At 74.5% G+C, this 17,948-nt stretch carries 17 protein-coding genes; 7 read left to right on the top strand and 10 right to left on the bottom strand.

Annotation, left to right across the window (positions count from 1 at the left end):
• The first annotated feature begins 319 nt into the window (after nt 1-319).
• On the top strand, nt 320-1,789 hold the full coding sequence (locus STTU_RS04355) for a DNA-3-methyladenine glycosylase 2 (protein WP_043257056.1): 1,470 nt from the start codon (nt 320-322) through the stop codon (nt 1,787-1,789).
• A 30-nt stretch (nt 1,790-1,819) separates the two neighbouring features.
• Nucleotides 1,820-2,359 (top strand): methylated-DNA--[protein]-cysteine S-methyltransferase, encoded by a 540-nt coding sequence (locus tag STTU_RS04350; RefSeq protein ID WP_007820172.1) that lies wholly within the window; start codon nt 1,820-1,822, stop codon nt 2,357-2,359.
• Nucleotides 2,360-2,503: 144 nt separating this feature from the next.
• On the opposite strand, the gene STTU_RS04345 is transcribed toward STTU_RS04350, so the two are convergent.
• Nucleotides 2,504-3,439 carry an NADP-dependent oxidoreductase gene (locus tag STTU_RS04345; RefSeq protein ID WP_007820169.1) on the bottom strand — a complete coding sequence of 312 codons (936 nt, stop codon included), beginning with the start codon at nt 3,437-3,439 and terminating at the stop codon, nt 2,504-2,506.
• 111 nt (nt 3,440-3,550) lie between these two features.
• Here STTU_RS04345 and STTU_RS04340 point away from each other — a divergent pair, with 111 nt between their 5' ends.
• On the top strand, nt 3,551-4,108 hold the full coding sequence (locus tag STTU_RS04340; protein ID WP_007820168.1) for a TetR/AcrR family transcriptional regulator: 558 nt from the start codon (nt 3,551-3,553) through the stop codon (nt 4,106-4,108).
• A 58-nt stretch (nt 4,109-4,166) separates the two neighbouring features.
• On the opposite strand, the gene STTU_RS04335 is transcribed toward STTU_RS04340, so the two are convergent.
• The 3 genes from STTU_RS04335 to STTU_RS04325 all read right to left on the bottom strand — a co-directional run bounded on the left by STTU_RS04335 (nt 4,167) and on the right by STTU_RS04325 (nt 5,798).
• Entirely contained in the window at nt 4,167-4,982 is an 816-nt protein-coding gene (locus STTU_RS04335) for an NAD-dependent epimerase/dehydratase family protein (RefSeq protein WP_043254106.1), read from the bottom strand.
• A 75-nt stretch (nt 4,983-5,057) separates the two neighbouring features.
• Nucleotides 5,058-5,228, bottom strand: coding sequence for a hypothetical protein (locus STTU_RS04330; protein ID WP_234019140.1), 171 nt, complete (start codon nt 5,226-5,228; stop codon nt 5,058-5,060).
• 69 nt (nt 5,229-5,297) lie between these two features.
• Nucleotides 5,298-5,798: an NUDIX domain-containing protein gene (locus STTU_RS04325; protein ID WP_043254105.1), complete on the bottom strand. Its 501-nt coding sequence runs from the start codon at nt 5,796-5,798 to the stop codon at nt 5,298-5,300.
• Nucleotides 5,799-5,975: 177 nt separating this feature from the next.
• Here STTU_RS04325 and STTU_RS04320 point away from each other — a divergent pair, with 177 nt between their 5' ends.
• On the top strand, nt 5,976-7,103 hold the full coding sequence (locus STTU_RS04320; protein ID WP_043254103.1) for a glycerate kinase: 1,128 nt from the start codon (nt 5,976-5,978) through the stop codon (nt 7,101-7,103).
• Nucleotides 7,104-7,237: 134 nt separating this feature from the next.
• On the opposite strand, the gene pssA is transcribed toward STTU_RS04320, so the two are convergent.
• The 5 genes from pssA to STTU_RS04295 all read right to left on the bottom strand — a co-directional run bounded on the left by pssA (nt 7,238) and on the right by STTU_RS04295 (nt 12,044).
• The gene (gene pssA / locus STTU_RS04315; protein WP_007820160.1) at nt 7,238-8,020 is read right to left on the bottom strand and encodes a CDP-diacylglycerol--serine O-phosphatidyltransferase; all 783 of its coding nucleotides are present in this window, start codon (nt 8,018-8,020) and stop codon (nt 7,238-7,240) included.
• Nucleotides 8,021-8,105: 85 nt separating this feature from the next.
• A complete protein-coding gene (locus tag STTU_RS04310; RefSeq protein WP_007820157.1) occupies nt 8,106-8,753 on the bottom strand; it encodes a phosphatidylserine decarboxylase in 648 nt (215 codons plus the stop codon).
• Between the two features lie 289 nt (nt 8,754-9,042).
• Nucleotides 9,043-10,011, bottom strand: a complete 969-nt coding sequence (locus tag STTU_RS04305) for an HpcH/HpaI aldolase/citrate lyase family protein (RefSeq protein WP_007820155.1) — start codon at nt 10,009-10,011, stop codon at nt 9,043-9,045.
• 56 nt (nt 10,012-10,067) lie between these two features.
• Nucleotides 10,068-10,832 (bottom strand): methylmalonyl-CoA mutase family protein, encoded by a 765-nt coding sequence (locus STTU_RS04300; RefSeq protein ID WP_007820153.1) that lies wholly within the window; start codon nt 10,830-10,832, stop codon nt 10,068-10,070.
• A 375-nt stretch (nt 10,833-11,207) separates the two neighbouring features.
• On the bottom strand, nt 11,208-12,044 hold the full coding sequence (locus tag STTU_RS04295) for a TetR family transcriptional regulator (protein WP_007820151.1): 837 nt from the start codon (nt 12,042-12,044) through the stop codon (nt 11,208-11,210).
• 258 nt (nt 12,045-12,302) lie between these two features.
• On the opposite strand from STTU_RS04295, the gene STTU_RS04290 reads away from it, so the two are divergent.
• Entirely contained in the window at nt 12,303-12,941 is a 639-nt protein-coding gene (locus STTU_RS04290) for an adenylosuccinate lyase (RefSeq protein WP_037898076.1), read from the top strand.
• A gap of 258 nt (nt 12,942-13,199) precedes the next feature.
• On the opposite strand, the gene STTU_RS04285 is transcribed toward STTU_RS04290, so the two are convergent.
• The gene (locus tag STTU_RS04285; RefSeq protein WP_007820148.1) at nt 13,200-14,321 is read right to left on the bottom strand and encodes an Rv2578c family radical SAM protein; all 1,122 of its coding nucleotides are present in this window, start codon (nt 14,319-14,321) and stop codon (nt 13,200-13,202) included.
• 232 nt (nt 14,322-14,553) lie between these two features.
• On the opposite strand from STTU_RS04285, the gene STTU_RS04280 reads away from it, so the two are divergent.
• Together STTU_RS04280 and STTU_RS04275 are read left to right on the top strand one after the other, a co-directional pair.
• Nucleotides 14,554-14,997 (top strand): SRPBCC family protein, encoded by a 444-nt coding sequence (locus STTU_RS04280; protein ID WP_007820146.1) that lies wholly within the window; start codon nt 14,554-14,556, stop codon nt 14,995-14,997.
• 291 nt (nt 14,998-15,288) lie between these two features.
• Nucleotides 15,289-17,760, top strand: a complete 2,472-nt coding sequence (locus STTU_RS04275) for an MFS transporter (RefSeq protein WP_007820144.1) — start codon at nt 15,289-15,291, stop codon at nt 17,758-17,760.
• Nucleotides 17,761-17,948 lie beyond the last annotated feature (188 nt).

Raw genomic sequence — 17,948 nt, 5'->3', positions numbered from 1 at the left:
AACGCCTTGTTCCGGGGGCGCGGGCGAGAAGGACGCATTCGCGGGGGATCGCGGCGGACCGTGCGGTGCGAGGACGCCCGGACAGCGGCGGGGTCCGCGCGTCAGCCGGTGGCGGGCGAGGCGCGGTACGGGTGGCGGACCGCGAGGCCGGGGACAGCCGCTCCGGGGGCCCGTCCGCCGGGGGTCCGCGCATCGTCATGTCGGATTTCCGCCAGCTCCGCCCCCGGGGATGTCGCATGCTTGAGGCATGTCAGCCACTCCAGGGGCGGCCCCGGAAGCCGCCGTGACCAGCGCCGTCGTCGGCGGCCCGCAGGGCGGTCTGCACGCGGACCGGGACCGGTGCGTGCGGGCGGTGCGCTCGCGGGACGCGCGGTTCGACGGGTGGTTCTTCACCGCCGTCACGTCGACCGGCATCTACTGCCGCCCGAGCTGCCCGGCGCTCACGCCCCGGCCCGAGAACATGGTCTTCCTGCCGAGCGCCGCCGCCTGCCAGCAGGCCGGTTTCCGCGCCTGCAAGCGGTGCCGCCCCGACGCGAGCCCCGGCTCGCCCGAGTGGAACCACCGCGCCGACCTCGTCGCCCGCGCCATGCGGCTCGTCGCGGACGGCGTCGTGGACCGCGAGGGCGTCCCCGGGCTCGCCGCACGCCTCGGCTACAGCGCCCGCCAGGTCGAGCGCCAGCTCAACGCCGAACTCGGCGCGGGCCCGCTCGCCCTCGCCCGCGCCCAGCGCGCGCAGACCGCGCGCCTGCTCGTCGAGACGACGACGCTGCCGATGGCCGACATCGCCTTCGCCTCCGGCTTCTCCTCGATCCGCACCTTCAACGAGACCGTCCAGGAGGTCTACGCCCTCGCCCCCTCCGCCCTGCGCGCCCGCGCCGGGGGCACCGCCGAGCCCGGCGCGGGCACCGTACGGCTCCGCCTCCCGCTGCGCGGCCCCTTCACGCCCGACAACCTCTTCGGCCACCTCGCCGCGACCGCCGTGCCCGGCGTCGAGGAGTGGCGCGACGGCGCCTACCGCCGCACCCTCGACCTCCCGCACGGGCCCGGCATCGTCGCGCTGAGCCCCCTGCCGGAGTACGTGGACTGCCGCCTGCGGCTGCGCGAGCTGCGCGACCTGCCCGCCGCGATCAGCCGCTGCCGCCGCCTCCTCGACCTCGACGCGGACCCCGAGGCCGTCGACACGGTCCTCGCGGCCGACCCGGACCTCGCGCCGCTCGTGCGCAAGGCCCCCGGGCGCCGCGTCCCGAGGACGACGGACGAGGCCGAGTTCGCGGTACGGGCCGTGCTCGGGCAACAGGTCTCCACCGCCGCGGCCCGCACCCACGCGGGACGCCTGGCCGCCTCGTACGGCACCCCGGTCGACGACCCGGACGGCGGCCTCACCCACCTCTTCCCCGGCCCGGCCGCGCTCGCCGCGCTCGACCCCGAACAACTCGCCATGCCGCGCAGCCGCCGCCGCACCCTCACGGGCCTCGTCGACGCGCTCGCCGGAGGCACGCTCGCGCTCGGCGCGGACAGCGACTGGGACCTCGCCCGCGCGCGGCTCGCCGAGCTGCCCGGCATCGGCCCCTGGACCGTCGAGGTCATCGCCATGCGGGCGCTCGGCGACCCCGACGCCTTCCCCGTCACCGATCTCGGCGTCCGCCAGGCCGCCGAAGCGCTCGGCCTGCCAGCCACCCCGGCGGCGCTCACCCGCCGCGCCGCCGCCTGGCGCCCCTGGCGCGCCTACGCGACGCAGTACCTGTGGGCGACGTCCACGCACCCCATCAACGTCATGCCCGGTTCCTGATCCCCCCACCTGCCTGAGGAAGTGTTTCCCGTGCGCCGTCAGCACACCCTGACCGACAGCCCCTACGGCACCCTCACCCTCGTCGCCACGGACGGCGTGCTCAGCGGCCTCTACCTGCCGCAGCACCGCCACCGCCCCGCCGAGGAGACCTTCGGCGAGCGCGACGACCGCCCCTTCGGGCCCGCGCTCGACCAGCTCGCCGCCTACTTCGCGGGCGACCTCACGACGTTCGACCTCCCGCTGCACCAGGCGGGCACGCCCTTCCAGCGCACCGTCTGGGACGCCCTCGTCCGCATCCCGTACGGCGAGACCCGCAGCTACGGACAGCTCGCCGCGGCACTCGGCAACCCCGGCGCCTCCCGCGCCGTGGGCCTCGCCAACGGCCGCAACCCGATCAGCATCGTCGTCCCCTGCCACCGCGTCGTCGGCGCGAACGGAAGCCTGACGGGGTACGCGGGCGGCGTCGGCACGAAGAAGGCGCTGCTCGCCTTCGAGCGGGGGCGGACGGGGGCGACGGGAGTGCCGGGGAGCGGGGCGCTCGGCGAGGACACTCTGTTCGCGCTGTCCTGACCGGCGGGTTCCACGCTGTCTGTCCTGACCGGCGGGTTCGGCCGGACGGAGCCCGGACGCCGGGGGGCTCTTGCGAGGAGGCGGGGACCCCACGCGGGCGCCCCGGCGGAAGCGGAAGCTGAGGCGGAGCCGCCCCACCCCGTCTCAGCGCACCCGCAGCACGAGCTTGCCGCCCGCCTTCCCCGACAGGCTCCGCTCGGCCGCCGTGCGCCAGTCCTCCAGCGGGTGGACGCCCGCGAGCGGGACCGCGAAGCGTCCCTCGGCCGCCCGCCGCGCGTACACCGGCAGGGCGTGGTGGTGGTAGGTGTTGCCCTCCTCGCCGAACTGGTAGCGCACGCCCAGCTCCTCCGCCGCCGCGAAATCGCTCATCGTCATGACGTCGCGCGGTGCCGCGACGGTACGGATCAGCTCCGGCAGCCCGCCGGTGGGCGGCGCCGCGTCGAGGGCCAGGTCCACGTCGCCGCCGGCCAGTTCCCGTACCCGGGCCGCCATGCCCTCGCCGTACGGGGTGACTTCCGCGCCGAGCCCGCGCAGCTCCTCCGCGCGCCTCTCCCCGGAGGTCGCGAGGACGCGCGCGCCCTGATGGAGCGCGATCTGCACGGCGGCGTGGCCGACCGTCGAACCGGCGCCGTGCACCAGGACGGTCAGCCCCGGCGCGGTGTCCGCGGTGACGCCGAGCCCGGCGAGGCCCCGGTGCGCGGTCTCGACGGCCATCGGGAGCGCGGCGGCCTCGGCCGGGTCGAGCTTCTCCGGGCGGGGGAACCACACGTCCAGGAGGGCGTGGTCCGCCGCTCCCGCGCTCGGTCCGGTGAAGGGCACGGGCCCGAACACCTCGTCGCCGACCGCGACGCCGGTCACGTCCGCGCCGAGCGCGTCGACCGTGCCCGCGGCCTCCAGGCCGATCCCGCGCGGCAGCTCCCCGGCGAAGAGACCGCCCGCGAGCGCCCAGTCGGCCGGTGTCAGGCCGCACATCGTCACGGCCACGCGGATCTGCGCGGGCCCCGGCTCGGGCACGGGGGCCTCTTCGAGCCGGATCACGTCGAGCGCGGGTCCGTGCGTGTGGAAGCGCAGAGTACGCATGAGGGTCTCCCGGTGGGTACGCCGAAGTGACAGCAGGTGCTGTCGTCACTCCACCGTAGCAAAGTGACGACAGTATCTGCTGTCACTCGGGAATCTCCCTACACTGGCCCCATGGCACGCTGGGAAGGCAATACGCGCGGGCGGCTCGAACGAGCGGCGCTCGACCTCTTCACGGAGCAGGGCTACGACCGCACGACGGTCGCGGAGATCGCCCGCCGCGCGGGGCTGACGGAACGGTCTTTCTACCGCTGGTACACGGACAAGCGGGAGGCGCTGTTCGGCGGCGGCCAGGAACTGGAGGAACTGCTCGTCGCCGCGGTCGCCGAGGTCCCCGAGGGCACGGCCCCGCTCGACACCCTCCTGCGCGCCTTCACGAAGGCCCCCGAGGTCTTCCGGCCCCGCGAGTTCCTGCGTGCCCGCGCCGCCGTCATCGCGACCAGCCCGCCCCTGCGCGAACGCGAACTGATCAAGACGGCCTCCATGTCGGCGGCGCTCAAGAAGGCACTGGAGAACCGCGGGCACCCCCCGGCGTCCGCCCGCCTCGCGACCGACGCGGCCATGGCGATCGTGCGGGTCGCGGGGGAGCGGTGGGCAGCCGACGAGTCGGCGGACTACGAGACGCTCCTGCGCGCCGCGGAGAGGGAACTGCGGGCGATCGTCTGCCCCTGAGCCCTGCGGGCCCTGAGGCCGCGTCCGCCCGATCCGATTCCGGAGGAGCCCCTACGGCTCAGAGCAGCCCCTCGCGCACCGCCCCGTGCACGGTCGGCACGCGCGCCACGTAGCCGAGCGAGCGCAGCAGGCCGCCGTCCGTGCGGCCGTTCCACGGGTCCTCCAGGGGCTCGGCGGACGGAGGGTACTCGGCGCCCACGAGGGCGGCGGCCTCGTACGTCGTGACGGGGGCCTCGTCCACGAGGTTGACCGTCCGCCCGTCCATGGCCCCGCTGAGCGCCAGCCGGACGGCGCCCGCGATGTCGCGGTGGTGCACGAGGGAGTGTGCCTGCGCCGGGTGCGTCTTCCAGGAGGCGGCGAGTCCCGGCAGGCTTTCGAGGTGGCCGTCCCCCTCGCCGTACACGAAGCCGAAGCGCAGGACGGACCAGTTCAGGCCGCTCTCCCTGACCAGCGCCTCGGCGAGCAGCTTCGTCGCCGGGTAGGGGGCTTCGGCGGTCGTGGGGTCGTCCTCGCGGGCGGGGCGCGTGCGGCCCTGCCCGTAGACGAGGCTGGTGCTCGCGAGGAGGAAGCGCGCCCCGGGCGCCTGCGCGCGCACCGCGTCGAGGAGCGTGCGGGTGCCCTCGACGTTGACGCGGCGGATGGTGTCGGCGTCGGGCGTGCGCAGGACCGCGGCCATGTGCAGGACATCGGTCACGCCTTCCAGGGCGCCCGCGAGCGAGTCCGGTTCGAGGATGTCGCCGTGGACGGGTGCGACGCCCTCGGGGAGGGTCCTGCCCGCCCGGACGAGCGCGCGGACATCGAGGCCGGCCGAGACGAGACGGGGCAGGAGGCGCGTGCCGACGAGGCCGGTCGCGCCGGTGACGAAGAGGGTCATGAGGAGTCCTCGCTTCACGTTCTCAGAGGCACGGCCACCCAGCGGCGACCGCACGCTTCCCGGCCCGGTGGCCGGTCATTTCCTGGGGTGGCGCGCCGGGAGCCGCGCGGTCAGCCGCTCGGTCGCCGCGCGCAGCACGTCGATCGCGTGGTCCTGCGCCTCCTGAGGAACGCCCTCGAAGGCGATGGCGAGAATCTCGTCGACGGGGTCGGGAAGCCCTAGCGAAAAAGCAAACGGCGCTGGCATTTCCCGCCGGGGGTCCCGGCGAGGCACACGGCGCGCTTCCCGCGGACGCTCCGCCGTCCGGCCGGTCGCTCAGCCCTCCGTCCCGCGCGGCAGCACCCCGTCCACCAGCTCCACCGTTCCCTCGCCCCGGTCGAGCACGTCGAGTGCCGCCGTCACCCGTGCCGCCAGTTGTGGGGGGAGGAACTCGGTGAGGCGCGTCCTCGGCACCATGCGCCACGAGAGCAGCTCGGACTCCTGGAGCCGGATCTCGCCGAGCCGGCGCTCGGTCAGCACCCCGCCGTCGTACAGGTGCATGACGATCGGCGGGCGTGCCGGGCCGCGTGACCAGTCGACCGCGAGGAGCCGGCCGAGCGGCAGGTCGAGGCCGATCTCCTCCCGTGTCTCGCGACGCGCCCCCTCGCGCGGCGACTCGCCCGTGTCCGACTCCACCGTCCCGCCGGGGAGGCCCCACCCGGGCCGGTAGTTGGGCTCGACGAGCAGCACCCGCCCCTCCGCGTCCCGGAAGAGCGCCGCCGCCGCGGCGAGCACGCGGGGCAGGCCCGCGATGTAGTCGGTGTACTCGCTGTCCACATTGTTCTGACTCACGGTCACCGACCCTAGCGCCCGCCGCCCGGCCCCGCCCCGCCTTCCGGCCCACTCCCCGGACGCGCCCCGGCCCCCGCCCGCCCCGCCGGTTAGGGTCGCTGCGGCGTGCGCGACCTGGAGAGACGGGGCCGCGTGCGCGACCGAGCCGCGAGAAGGAGAGCTGTGACCGAGGAGCAGGGGCGCCCGAGGGTGCTGATCGCCGCCGACAAGTTCAAGGGCTCGCTGACGGCCGTCGAGGTGGCGGAGCGCGTGGGCGCCGGGCTGCGGTCCGCGCGGCCCGGCCTCGCCGTCGAGGCGCTGCCGGTCGCGGACGGGGGCGACGGCACGGTCGCCGCCGCCGTCGCCGCCGGGTTCACGCGGCACGAGGCGGCCGTGACGGGTCCGCTCGGCGAGGCCCGTACCGCCGCCTTCGCCCTGCGCGCGGACACCGCCGTCGTCGAGATGGCGGAGGCGAGCGGGCTCCAGCACCTGCCCCCGGGGCGCTTCGCGCCGCGTACCGCGACGACGTACGGGACCGGCGAGCTGCTGCGGGCCGCGCTCGACGCGGGCGCGCGGAGCATCGTGCTCGGCGTCGGCGGCAGCGCGACGACGGACGGCGGCGCGGGGATGCTCACGGCGCTGGGCGCGCGGTTCCTCGACGGGACGGGCGCCCCGGTCGGCCCGGGCGGCGCCGGGCTCGCCGCGCTCGCCCGCGCGGACCTGAGCGGCCTCGACCCGCGCCTCGCCGCCGTCGACCTCGTGCTCGCCTCCGACGTCGACAACCCGCTCACGGGCGAACACGGCGCCGCCGCCGTCTACGGCCCGCAGAAGGGCGCGGACCCGGAGGACGTCGCGGCGCTCGACGCGGCCCTCGCGCACTACGCGGACGTCCTGGAGGCGGGCGCGCGGGCCCAGGCGCCGGGTGCGGGCGCCGCGGGCGGTCTCGGCTACGGGGCGCTCGTGGGCCTCGGGGCGCGCTTCAGGCCGGGCATTGAGGTGCTGCTCGACGTCCTCGGCTTCGCGCCCGCGCTGGAGCGCGCGGACCTCGTCGTCACGGGCGAGGGCTCGCTCGACGCGCAGACGCTGCGCGGCAAGGCGCCCGCCGGGGTCGCCGCCGCGGCCCGCGCGCGGGGCGTCGAGGTCGTCGCCGTGTGCGGGAGGCTCGCGCTGGCGCCGGAGGAACTGCGCGCGGCGGGCATCGCCGCCGCGTACTCGCTCACCTCGCTCGAACCCGACGTGGACACGTGCGTCCGCGAGGCGGGGCCGCTCCTGGAGCGCCTGGCGGCCCGCATCGTCCGCGAACGTCTGTAGGCCGCCCGCGAGCGCCGGCGGCACGCGGAAACCGCCGCACGCGGCAGCACGGCGCTGAGCGCGAAAGCCGCACGCGAAGGGCCCCGCACCACCGGGCAGGCGGTGCGGGGCCCTGTCACGTCACGCGAGCGCCGCTACGGCAGTCGTACCGCCCGTGCCTCGCGACGGTTGCCCCGGAAGTTGTTGACCCGGCGCGCGGTCGCGAAGAGCGGGATGACGGCGGCGAGCACGAGCTGGAGCGCGCAGCCCGTCTGGAGCAGGAGCTGCCCGCCCGGGGCGTCGAAGGCCCAGGCGGCGAGGAGTCCCATCGCCGCGACGATCCAGCTCAGCATCGCGACGGCGAGTGGCCCGCGCGGCTTCGGGTACTCGACGCGGCTCACCATGAGCCACGCCGTCCCGATGATCGCGAGCAGCGTCGCCACGAACGGCAGCTCCAGGAGCACGACGGACACGACCGTGAGCGCCCCGAACGGGCTCGGCATCCCCTGGAAGACGCCGTCGCGCAGCGTCACGCAGGAGAAGCGGGCGAGCCGCAGCACCACCGCCAGGAGCACGACGATCGCCCCCAGCGCGGCGACTCTCTGGTGCGCGTCGTCCGCGACCAGCCCGTACACGAGCACGAAGTAGGCCGGAGCGAGACCGAAGCTGATCAGGTCCGACAGGTTGTCCAGCTCGGCACCCATCGGCGAGCTGCGCAGCTTGCGGGCCACGAGGCCGTCGAAGAGGTCGAAGACCGCCGCGCACAGCATGAGGATCACCGCGGTCGCCGCCGAGTGGCGCGCCATGCCGAACTCGTCGCTGCCGGTGAGGTGCGGGATGAGGATGCCGGTGGTGGTGAAGTACACCGCCATGAACCCGCACGTCGCGTTACCGAGCGTGAGGGCGTCGGCGATCGAGAGGCGCAGCGACAGAGGCATCTCGGGCTCGCCCGCCTCGTCGGCGTCGAGCCCCCACGGGTCCCCGGTCTCCGGGTCGTGTGTTTCGCGGTCGTGGGTACCGCGGTCAGTCACGGTCAATGCGAGTCACCCCCGCGAGCGTCGGCTGCCCGACCTCCACGGCGACCTCGACCCCCTCCGGCAGATAGAGGTCCACGCGGGAGCCGAAACGGATCAGCCCGATCCGCTCGCCCTGCTCGACCTTGGTGCCGCTCGGCACGTACGGGACGATGCGGCGCGCCACGGCCCCGGCGATCTGGATCATCTCGATGTCGCCGAGCTCCGTGTCGAAGTGCCACACGACACGCTCGTTGTTCTCGCTCTCCTTGTTGAAGGCGGGCACGAAACCACCGGGAACGTGTTCCATGGAGGTGATGGTGCCGGCCAGCGGAGCGCGGTTGACGTGCACGTTGAGCGGGCTCATGAAGATCGCCACGCGCGTGCGGCCGTCCTTCCACGGCATGACGCTCTGCACCACTCCGTCGGCGGGCGAGATGACCCTGCCCTCGGAGATCTCGCGCTCGGGGTCGCGGAAGAACCACAGCATCCCCGCGGCGAGGGCCGTGGCCGGTACCGCGAGCGCCGCCGCGCGCCCGGAGCGGCGGGCGCGGCCGAGGGAGAGGGCCGCCGTGGCGACGGTGGGCAGCAGCCAGGGAGAGGCGCCGCGGGCCAGGCGGACCCGGCCGCGAGTTACAGGGGTGTGGCTGTCGGGCATGGATGACCTTCGTAGCGGATGAATGCCGCGCGGACGAGACGGGGGACGGCGGCTTTCCGGGGATGGTATCGGTTGCGGCCCGCAACTGGGCAAGCCAGGAAGCGAGTCGACGGGCGAACAGCCCTCACCGGATGTGATCAGGGGCACCTCCGTACGTGCGAGGTAAACCCGTAGTCCTTCCGTCAGTCTTTTCATCATCCCACGCCAACTTCCTGTGTGACAGGGATCTCGCCGGGCGGTACGGAGCACGGGCGGCGCGCGGCGCGGCGGGACTCCGCGCCCGCGCCCCTCACTCCGGCGCCGTGAACGAGGTCGTGCGGGCGAGACCGGCCGCGCGGCCCTTGCCCGCGATCACGAGCGCCATCTTGCGGCTGGCCTCGTCGATCATCTCCGTGCCGAGCATCGCGGCGCCCCGGGCCCCGCCCGCCGCCGAGGTGTGGTGGGCGTAGGCGTCGAGGATCAGTTCGGCGTGGTCGTAGTCCTCCTGCGCGGGCGCGTAGACCTCGTTCGCCGCGGCGATCTGCGCCGGGTGCAGGACCCACTTCCCGTCGAAGCCGAGGGCGGCGGAGCGCCCCGCGACGGCGCGGAAGCCGTCCTCGTCGTGGATGCGGAGGTAGGGGCCGTCGATCGCCTGGAGGCCGTGGGCGCGCGCGGCCATCAGAATCTTCATGAGGATGTAGTGATAGGCGTCCGCGCCGTACCCCGGCGGCTGCTCGCCGACGACGAGCGTCTTCATGGCGATCGAGGCCATGAAGTCGGCCGGGCCGAAGACGAGGGCCTCCAGTCGCGGTGAGGCCGCGGCGATCGCGTCGATGCCGACGAGCCCCCGGGCGTCCTCGATCTGCGCCTCGATGCCGATGCGGCCCACCTCCAAGCCCATGGCCTTCTCGATCTGCGTGAGCAGCAGGTCGAGGGCGACGACCTGCCCCGCGTCGCGCACCTTCGGGAGCAGGAGGCAGTCCAGGTGCTGCCCGGCGCCCTCGACGACCGTCACGACGTCGCGGTACGTCCACTGCGTCGTCCAGTCGTTGACGCGCACGACCCGTGTCCTCCCGCCCCAGCCGCCCTCGTTGAGGCAGCGCACGACGTTCTCCCGGGCCTCCTCCTTCGCGAGCGGTGCCACGGCGTCCTCCAGGTCGAGGAAGACCTCGTCGGCGGGCAGCGAGCGCGCCTTGGCCAGGAAACGCGGGTTGCTGCCGGGCACGGCGAGGCAGGAGCGGCGCGGGCGGACGGGACGCGGGCCGGGCGTGCCGGTCATGCGGGGACCTCCGGGGGAGCGGCGGGTACGTGCTCCTCCCGACCCTACGGGGGTGATCACCGCACTCCGGCGGGGGCGCGGTGGCGCCCGGTGCGGTACGGGGCGGGGGACGCGGGCACCCCGTGCGCGTACGCCGCCGGGGACTCGTACGCGCCGAGCGCCGCGCGCAGCGTGTGCGCCCACTCGCCCGTCGTGACCCCGGCGCGCACGCAGTCGAGCGTGGCGTCCATGAGGGAGTCCCCGTCGATGGCCGCGTCCGCGAGCCCGTCGAGGCTCTGGCGCACGCTCGGCCACAGGTACGGGTCGGCGAGGCCCTGCCGGTCGGTGGACTCCTCACGGGTCTCCCGCCAGCGCGCGAGCGCCGCGACGGCCGCCGCCTCGTCACCGGGCCCGGCGGTGGGGGAGCCGCGCCCCGGCAGGCTGCCCGCGCGGAAGGCCCAGCGGGGCAGGGAGGCGGAGACGTACGCGGTGAGGTCGCCGCGCAGCCGCAGCGCGAGCGCCGTCGCGGCGGGCCGCTCCTCGTACGTGGTCCCGCCCAGTCCGTCCGGCGCGAGCCCCTGTTCCTCGGCGGTGACGAGGCAGAGCGCGAGGAGCCATATCCCGGTGAGGCCGCCGGGGAGCGCGAGGCGCACCCGGTCGAGCGGAACCCCGTCGAACAGGCGCCGCACGTCGCCGAGGTGAGCGAGCGCCACGCCCTCGCGCCCGAAGGCGCCGGCTGCCGCCGGGTCGCCCGGGTCGAAGCCCGCGCGCGTCGGCGCGTCGCACACGAGGGCGAGGGTGGCCGTACCAGTGGTCCTGAAGAGGTCGAGGGTGTCCTTCACGGGTGCCTCCGGCGGGGGGCTGTGGCGTGGCGGCCCGTGGAAGGGCCGCCCGGACTTCCTCAACGTATGGCACGCGGTGTCAGTCAGCAAGGAGGTTCTGCTACTCACCGGTATCGATCTGGCAAAGGTAGCGCTCAGATGAGCGATGATCGATCATCCCAAGTGGGGCAAGGGATTTTCTCGACTGGTGAACCAAGATGATCGATCACGGTGGCGAGGCTGCGGGCTCATCCGTTCGGACGTGGTCCTGACGTAAGGGGTACGCTGGCGTGATCTTGGCACTGCGTGCCGCGCCTGTCGGGTGGTGCGGGACACGGAAAAGGGGCGGCGGGACCGTGCGGCCCGCCACCCCTCGCGGTGTCAGTTCTGCGGCGCTCAGTCGCCCTGCGGGCGCAGCGCTTCCTTGATGGTGCGCATGACCTCGTCGAGCGGCGCGTCCGTGCGCGCCACCGTCACGAGCACCTCGCCGCGCGCGCTCGCCGTCGCCGCGGGTCCGGGCCGGCCCGGCGTGAGGCCGCCGACCGCGAAGTTGGCGCCGACCGTGGCCCGTACGATCGCGAACGCCCGGTCGAGCTGCGACATGACGTCGCCCTCGCCGCCGGCCCGCAGCCAGCGCCGCAGGACGTGGTTGTGCGCCGTCACGACGGCCGAGGCGGCGACCTCGGCGAGCAGCGGCTCGTCGTTGCCGTTCTGCTCGTGCTCGTCGAAGTGGCCGAGGAGGTAGCGCGTGAAGAGACGCTCGTAGCGCGAGACCGAGGCGATCTCGCGCTCGCGCAGCGTGGGCACCTCGCGCGTCAGTTTGTAGCGCTCGACGGAGACCTGAGGCGCCGCCGCGTACATCTTCATGACCTCTTTGATGCCCCGGCAGACCGTGTCGAGCGGGTGCTCGTGCGCGGGCGCCGCCTTCAGGACGTCCTCCACGCGGACGAGGGTGTCGTCGTGGTCGGGGAAGATCGCCTCCTCCTTGGACCGGAAGTGGCGGAAGAAGGTCCGCCGGGCGACCCCGGCGGCGGCGGCGATCTCGTCGACGGTCGTCGCCTCGTACCCCTTCGTCGCGAAGAGTTCCATCGCGGCGGACGCCAGCTCGCGGCGCATCTTGAGGCGCTGGGCCGCGGCCCGGCCGCCGGAGCCGTTCTCGGTACCCGCCGGGGCCGGGGGCGGGGCGGTACGGGACGCGGAGGGGGACGACGGAGGCGTGGCCGACTGGGACATGCACCCGAACGTACTGCATCGCGCCGCGCGCGTGTGCGCTGGCCGCCGCTCGCGGCCCCTCCCGCGCGCCCCTCGCCCGCACCCCGCGCCGGGCCCGCCGCTCGCCACGCGAGCCGCTCCGATGAGCGGTGCTCGCCCGTGATGAGCGCACGCGGGTGCCCGTCGTCCCCGGACGGGTGAACTGGTCGACGAGGAAGGGACTTTCCTTCTCCCTGGCCCCCTGACCCGGCGCCGCTTCAGCCGCTACGCTCGGCTGCCATGAACAAAGAGTTGCGTGCGCTCACGGACCGCTTACGGTGCGAGGCGGTGGTGGAGGGGGAGCGGGCGGTCGAGGAGTGCGAACGACTGGCACGCACGGCCGGGCCCGAGGAGCTGGCCGGGGTGCTGAGCGACCCGGGCCGCCCGCTGTGGGCCAGGGAGCTGGCGGCCTACCGCCTCGGCACCGCCAAGGACCCGCGCGCCTTCGAGACCCTCGTCCTCTTCCTCAACCACCGGGACCCGCAGCGCTGCGCCACCGCGGCCCAGGCCCTCGCGGCGCTCGGCGACCCCAGGACCGCGCGGGCCGCCGCCGCGCTCGCCACCAACGAACTGCGCGTCGCCTACGCGGGGCAGGCCGTGCGGCTCCTCACCACGCTCCGCGCGCCCGAGTCCGTGCCCGCGCTCATCGCGACGCTGGAGCGGCGGCTCGTGCGCAACGACCCCTACCGCAACGTGGCGCTCGCGTGCGTCGCCGGGCTCGGCGTGCTCGGCGACCGGCGGGCGCGCCGCGTCCTCCAGGCCGCCGAGCAGCACCCGGGACTCGGCGCCGCCGCCTCCGCCGCGCTCGCCCGCATCCCGGCCCCGCGCAACCGCCGTCCCGCGGAACTGCGCAAGAAGGAGGCCGGGACCGGGGGCTGAGACCGGGCCCGGGACGAGGACCGGCCGCTTCGCGCGGGCGCGACCGCCGATCCACCGGGCCGCGACGGGCTGTTCGCCGGATTCACGGCGGGGCTGTTCCCGAGTCGCGGCGGCTGTTCTCTGAGCCACGACGGCCCGTTCCCCTGAGCCGCCACCGCCCGTTCCCGAGCCGCGGCGGCCCGTTCCCGAGCCACGACGGCCCGTTCCCCTGAGCCGCCACGGCCCGTTCCCGGGGCGTGCGGGTCGTGCGCCACCGGCTCACAGAAGGCTGAGCTGGGTCGGGCCCGCCGGTTCGGGCCCCCGCGTGTGCTCCGGGGCGTGCGGAGGTGCCACGCGCTCCCGCGCGGTGCGCGACGCGCCGTCCTCCGTACCGCCGCGCCGTCCACCGCCCCCGCCCTCCTCCGCGCGCCACGCGGCGGCGCGCCGTTCGCCCATGCCGTAGGCGCGGGCGAGTTCGTGGACCTGGCGCGTGATGCGCCGCTGGTACCACGTCGGCGCGTAGGCCCCGTCCCCGTACAGGCGCCGGTAGGGCCTGACGAGGTGCGGGTGCTCGCGGGAGAGCCAGGACATGAACCACTCGCGCGCGCCGGGCCGGAGATGCAGCACGAGCGGCGTGACCGAGGTGGCGCCCGCCTCGGCGACGGCCCGCACCGTCGCCTCCAGTTGCTCCGGGCTGTCGCCCAGGTACGGGATGACCGGGGCCATGAGGACGCCGCAGTCCAGGCCCCGCTCGCCGAGCCGCCGCACGACGTCGAGCCGCCGGGCGGGGGCCGGGGTGCCGGGCTCGACCGTGCGCCACAGCGTCTCGTCGGTGAAGCCGACCGAGACCGACACGCCGACCCGCGTCACGCGCGCGGCCTCGGCGAGCAGCGGGAGGTCGCGGAGGATCAGCGTGCCCTTGGTGAGGATGCTGAAGGGATTGGCGTGCTCGGTGAGCGCCGTGATGATGCCCGGCATGAGCGCGTACCGGCCCTCGGCGCGCTGGTAGCAGTCCACGTTGGTGCCCATCGCGATGTGCTCGCCGTTCCAGCGCGCGGAGGCGAGGCGCTTGCGGAGCAGTTCGGGCGCGTTGACCTTGACGACGATCTGGCTGTCGAAGCCGAGGCCCGTGTCGAGGTCGAGGTAGCTGTGCGTCTTGCGCGCGAAGCAGTAGACGCAGGCGTGCGAGCAGCCCCGGTAGGGGTTCACGGTCCACTCGAAGGGCATCCGCGAGGCGCCCGGGACGCGGTTGACGATCGAGCGGGCGCGTATCTCGTGGAAGGTGATGCCCGCGAATTCGGGCGTCTCGAAGGTGCGGGTCGTGACGGACTCGGCGGAGAACAGCGCATTCCTCGCGGTCGTGACGTCGTCGGCGGTGTCGTTCAGGTTGTCCCAGCGCATGGCGGCCTCCTCGGGGTAGCGGACCGGCTGCGGGCGAAACGCGGGCCGCGACCGGGTCGCGGACGGAGCGCGAACAGGTCGCGAACGGGTCGCGTTCGAACAATAGAACATTTGTTCCCTTGATCGCTGGGACGCTGGATTTGGCGGCGTGGCCCCGCGATGGTTGGGTGGGCCCCACCGCCGCAGCGGCGGGCGTGCGAGAACACCCGGTGAAGTCCCTGGAGGTAGTGCAATGGCGCAGGTCGAGGCCACGACGGAGCGGATCATCGCGGCCGGCCCCGAGGACGTCTTCGACGCGCTCGCCGACTACAGCGGCACGCGCGAGAAGCTCCTGCCCGAACAGTTCAGCGAGTACGAGGTGCGCGAGGGCGGCGACGGCGAGGGCACCCTCGTGCACTGGAAGCTCCAGGCGACGAGCAAGCGGATCAGGGACTGCCTCCTGGAGGTCAGCGAGCCGCAGGACGGCGAACTCGTCGAGAAGGACCGCAACTCCTCGATGGTGACGACGTGGACCGTGACCCCGAGCGGCGAGGGCTCCTCGCGCGTCGTCGTCACGACGACGTGGAACGGGGCCGGAGGCATCGGCGGCTTCTTCGAAAAGACGTTCGCCCCGAAGGGGCTCGCGCGGATCTACGACGCGGAACTCGCGAAGCTCGCGGCGCACTTCGGGGGCTGACCCCGCGCGGGGCGGCCTCACGGGGCTCCGCCCCGGACCTGCTCCCACTCGCCGGAGGGGCTGTTGCCTCGCCCCTCCGGCGTCAACACGCCACCGCCTCGCGGGTTCTCCGGGTGTCACTGAGATGAGTGGATCTCCGTATCCCTCCCGCCATACGCCGTAAGGCCCTCACCGGCACAGATGCCCGTGCGCCCGCGCACAACCGCCCCTTCCTCCCCACTCTTCGTACTTGCGTCGCCACGGAAAGCGATGCGAGAACTGTCCCCGCACGGGCGGACGAAGGGGACAAGGGTGAGCGGTACGACGCTGGCGGAGAACTGGCCGGGGCTCGACGAGCGGGGTGGTGCGCCCCTCGCCAAGCCGGCGCCCCCCACTCCCGTACCCCCACGCTCCGAGGACCCGCCGCCCCCGGCGGCGGCGCCCGAGCTGAGCCGGGCGCAGATCCGTACCGTCTTCCTCGGGCTCATGCTCGCGCTGCTCCTCGCGGCCCTCGAACAGATGATCGTCGCGACGGCGCTCCCGAAGATCGTCGGCGAGCTGCACGGCCTCGACCGCATGTCGTGGGCGATCACCGCGTACCTGCTCACCTCGACCGTCGGCCTGCCGATCTACGGAAAGCTCGGCGACCTCTTCGGGCGCAAGGGCGTCTTCCAGTTCGCGATCCTCGTCTTCGTCGTCGGCTCCGCGCTCGCGGGCTGGTCCCGCTCGATGGACCAGCTCATCGCCTTCCGCGCCATCCAGGGCATCGGCGCGGGCGGGCTGATGATCGGCGTGCAGGCGATCATCGGGGACATCGTGCCGCCGCGCGAACGCGGCAAGTACATGGGCCTCATCGGCGCCGCCTTCGGCCTCGCCTCGGTCGCGGGACCGCTCCTCGGCGGCTTCTTCACCGACCACGTCTCGTGGCGCTGGTGCTTCTACTTCAACGTCCCCTTCGGCCTGCTGACCCTCGTCGTCGTCACCCTCGTCCTGAAACTGCCCCGGCCGCGCCGCAAGGCGAAGCTCGACGTCCTGGGCGCGACCCTGCTCGCGATCGCCTCCGCGTGCCTCGTGCTGCTCACGAGCTGGGGCGGCACCGAGTACGCGTGGGGCTCGCGCATGATCATCGGGCTCGGCGCGGGCGCCGTCGTGAGTGCGGCGCTCTTCCTGCTCGCCGAGCACCACGCCGCCGAACCGCTCATCCCGCTGCGCCTGTTCCGCGAACGCGCCTTCAACGTCACCGGGCTCGTCGGCGCCGTCGTCGGCATCGCGCTCTTCGGCGCGGCGAGCTACCTGCCGACCTACCTCCAGATGGTCGACGGCGCGAGCGCCACCGAGTCCGGTCTGCTCATGCTGCCGATGATGGGCGGCGTCGTCATCGCCTCGATCGTCGCCGGGCAGCTCATCACGCGCACCGGGCACTACCGCGTCTACCCGATCCTCGGCGGCGTCCTCTCGACGCTCGGCATGTGGCTCCTGTCCCGCCTGGAGATCGGCACCTCGCGGTTCACGTACAGCGTGTGGATGGCCGTGCTCGGCGCCGGGATCGGGCTCATCATGCCCGTCCTCGTCCTCGCCGTGCAGAACGCGGTGCGCCCCGGCGACCTCGGTACGGCGACGAGCGCGAACAACTACTTCCGGCAGATCGGCGGCAGCGTCGGGGCCGCGATCTTCGGCACCCTCTTCGCGAGCCGCCTCGCCGACGCGCTCGCCGACCGGCTGCCCGCGGGTGCCGGTGACACCCTGCCCGACCCCGAGTCCGTCACGCCGCAGCTCGTGCACCACCTCCCGGCCCCGCTGCGGGACGGATTCATCCAGGCGTACGCCGACGCGATGCCGAGGATCTTCCTCTACCTCGTGCCGGTGCTCGCCCTCGGCCTGCTGATCGCCTGCTTCCTGAAGGAGACCCCCCTCGTGTCCACCGCCGCAGCGCACACCCCCGCCGAGCCCGCCGAGCCGGGGCCCGGGGCGCTCGCCGACACCACCGAAGTCCGCCTCCCGGCGAGCCGCGCCCCGCACGCGGGCCCGGGGGTCCCGGTGTGCGGCAGCGTCCAGCACCCGGACGGCAGCCCCGTCCCGCGCGCCGCGCTCACGCTCATCGACATCGCGGGGCAGCAGGTCGGGCGCGGCGCGAGCGGCGAGGACGGCAGGTACGCGCTCGCGACGCCCGGCATCGGCTCGTACGTGCTCATCGCCGCCGCCGGGGGGCACCAGCCGCAGGCGGTCACGGTGACCGTCGCGGAGCGGCCGGTGGAGCTCGACGTCGTGCTCGGGGGCGCGGGGCGGCTCGCCGGGCGGGTCGTCACGGCGGACGGGACGCCCGTCGCGGGCGCCTCTGTGACGCTCACGGACGTGCGCGGCGAGGTCGTCGCGCACGCGCGCTCGGAGCACGACGGGGCCTACGTGCTCGACGACCTCGTCGCGGGCGAGTACACGCTCGCCGCGAGCGCGACCGCCTTCCGCCCGGCCGCGCTGCCGCTCACCGTGCAGGCGGCCCGTGAGACCCGGCAGGACATCGAGCTGGCCGGGGGAGCGGTGCTCCGCGGGACGGTACGGGCCAGGGGCGGGCGCCCCGTCGAGGACGCGCGCGTGACGCTGCTCGACGCGGCGGGCAACGTCGTCGACTCGCTCACCACCGAGGCCGACGGCAGCTTCCGCTTCGTGGACCTGTCCTCCGGCGAGTACACGGTCATCGCGGCGGGCTACCCGCCGGTCGCCACGGTCCTCCAGGTGGCGGGCGGCGGTCGCACCGAGCGCGATCTCCTCCTCGGCCACGAGGACTGACCACCCGCTTCCCCCGGCCGGCGGTCCGGTTGCCTCCCCTGCCGGACCGTCCCGGCGCCCGCCCCTCTCCCTCAGCGCCGGGAGAGGGGCGGGCGCCTCTCTGCCGCCCTTTCGCGCCCCGGCGCACTCCCCCCGCGTACGGAATCCGTCAAGAGCGCCCCGTGCGCCATATGGACGGCGTCAACAGC

Origin of the sequence: Streptomyces sp. Tu6071, assembly GCF_000213055.1 — a bacterium.
GTDB lineage: Bacteria > Actinomycetota > Actinomycetes > Streptomycetales > Streptomycetaceae > Streptomyces > Streptomyces evansiae.
The sequence above is the reverse complement of the archived record's forward strand: the minus strand, read 5'-3'. Positions and strand labels throughout refer to the sequence as shown.

What these genes read in the sequence shown, in the direction of transcription:
- STTU_RS04310 (WP_007820157.1), bottom strand. Translation starts at nt 8,753, where the DNA reads ATGCCCGACAGCCACACCCCTGTAACTCGCGGCCGGGTCCGCCTGGCC.
- STTU_RS04330 (WP_234019140.1), bottom strand. Translation starts at nt 5,228, where the DNA reads ATGCCAGCGCCGTTTGCTTTTTCGCTAGGGCTTCCCGACCCCGTCGAC.
- pssA (WP_007820160.1), bottom strand. Translation starts at nt 8,020, where the DNA reads ATGCCTCTGTCGCTGCGCCTCTCGATCGCCGACGCCCTCACGCTCGGT.
- STTU_RS04295 (WP_007820151.1), bottom strand. Translation starts at nt 12,044, where the DNA reads ATGTCCCAGTCGGCCACGCCTCCGTCGTCCCCCTCCGCGTCCCGTACC.
- STTU_RS04345 (WP_007820169.1), bottom strand. Translation starts at nt 3,439, where the DNA reads ATGCGTACTCTGCGCTTCCACACGCACGGACCCGCGCTCGACGTGATC.
- STTU_RS04285 (WP_007820148.1), bottom strand. Translation starts at nt 14,321, where the DNA reads ATGCGCTGGGACAACCTGAACGACACCGCCGACGACGTCACGACCGCG.
- STTU_RS04335 (WP_043254106.1), bottom strand. Translation starts at nt 4,982, where the DNA reads ATGACCCTCTTCGTCACCGGCGCGACCGGCCTCGTCGGCACGCGCCTC.
- STTU_RS04305 (WP_007820155.1), bottom strand. Translation starts at nt 10,011, where the DNA reads ATGACCGGCACGCCCGGCCCGCGTCCCGTCCGCCCGCGCCGCTCCTGC.
- STTU_RS04290 (WP_037898076.1), top strand. Translation starts at nt 12,303, where the DNA reads ATGAACAAAGAGTTGCGTGCGCTCACGGACCGCTTACGGTGCGAGGCG.
- STTU_RS04340 (WP_007820168.1), top strand. Translation starts at nt 3,551, where the DNA reads ATGGCACGCTGGGAAGGCAATACGCGCGGGCGGCTCGAACGAGCGGCG.
- STTU_RS04280 (WP_007820146.1), top strand. Translation starts at nt 14,554, where the DNA reads ATGGCGCAGGTCGAGGCCACGACGGAGCGGATCATCGCGGCCGGCCCC.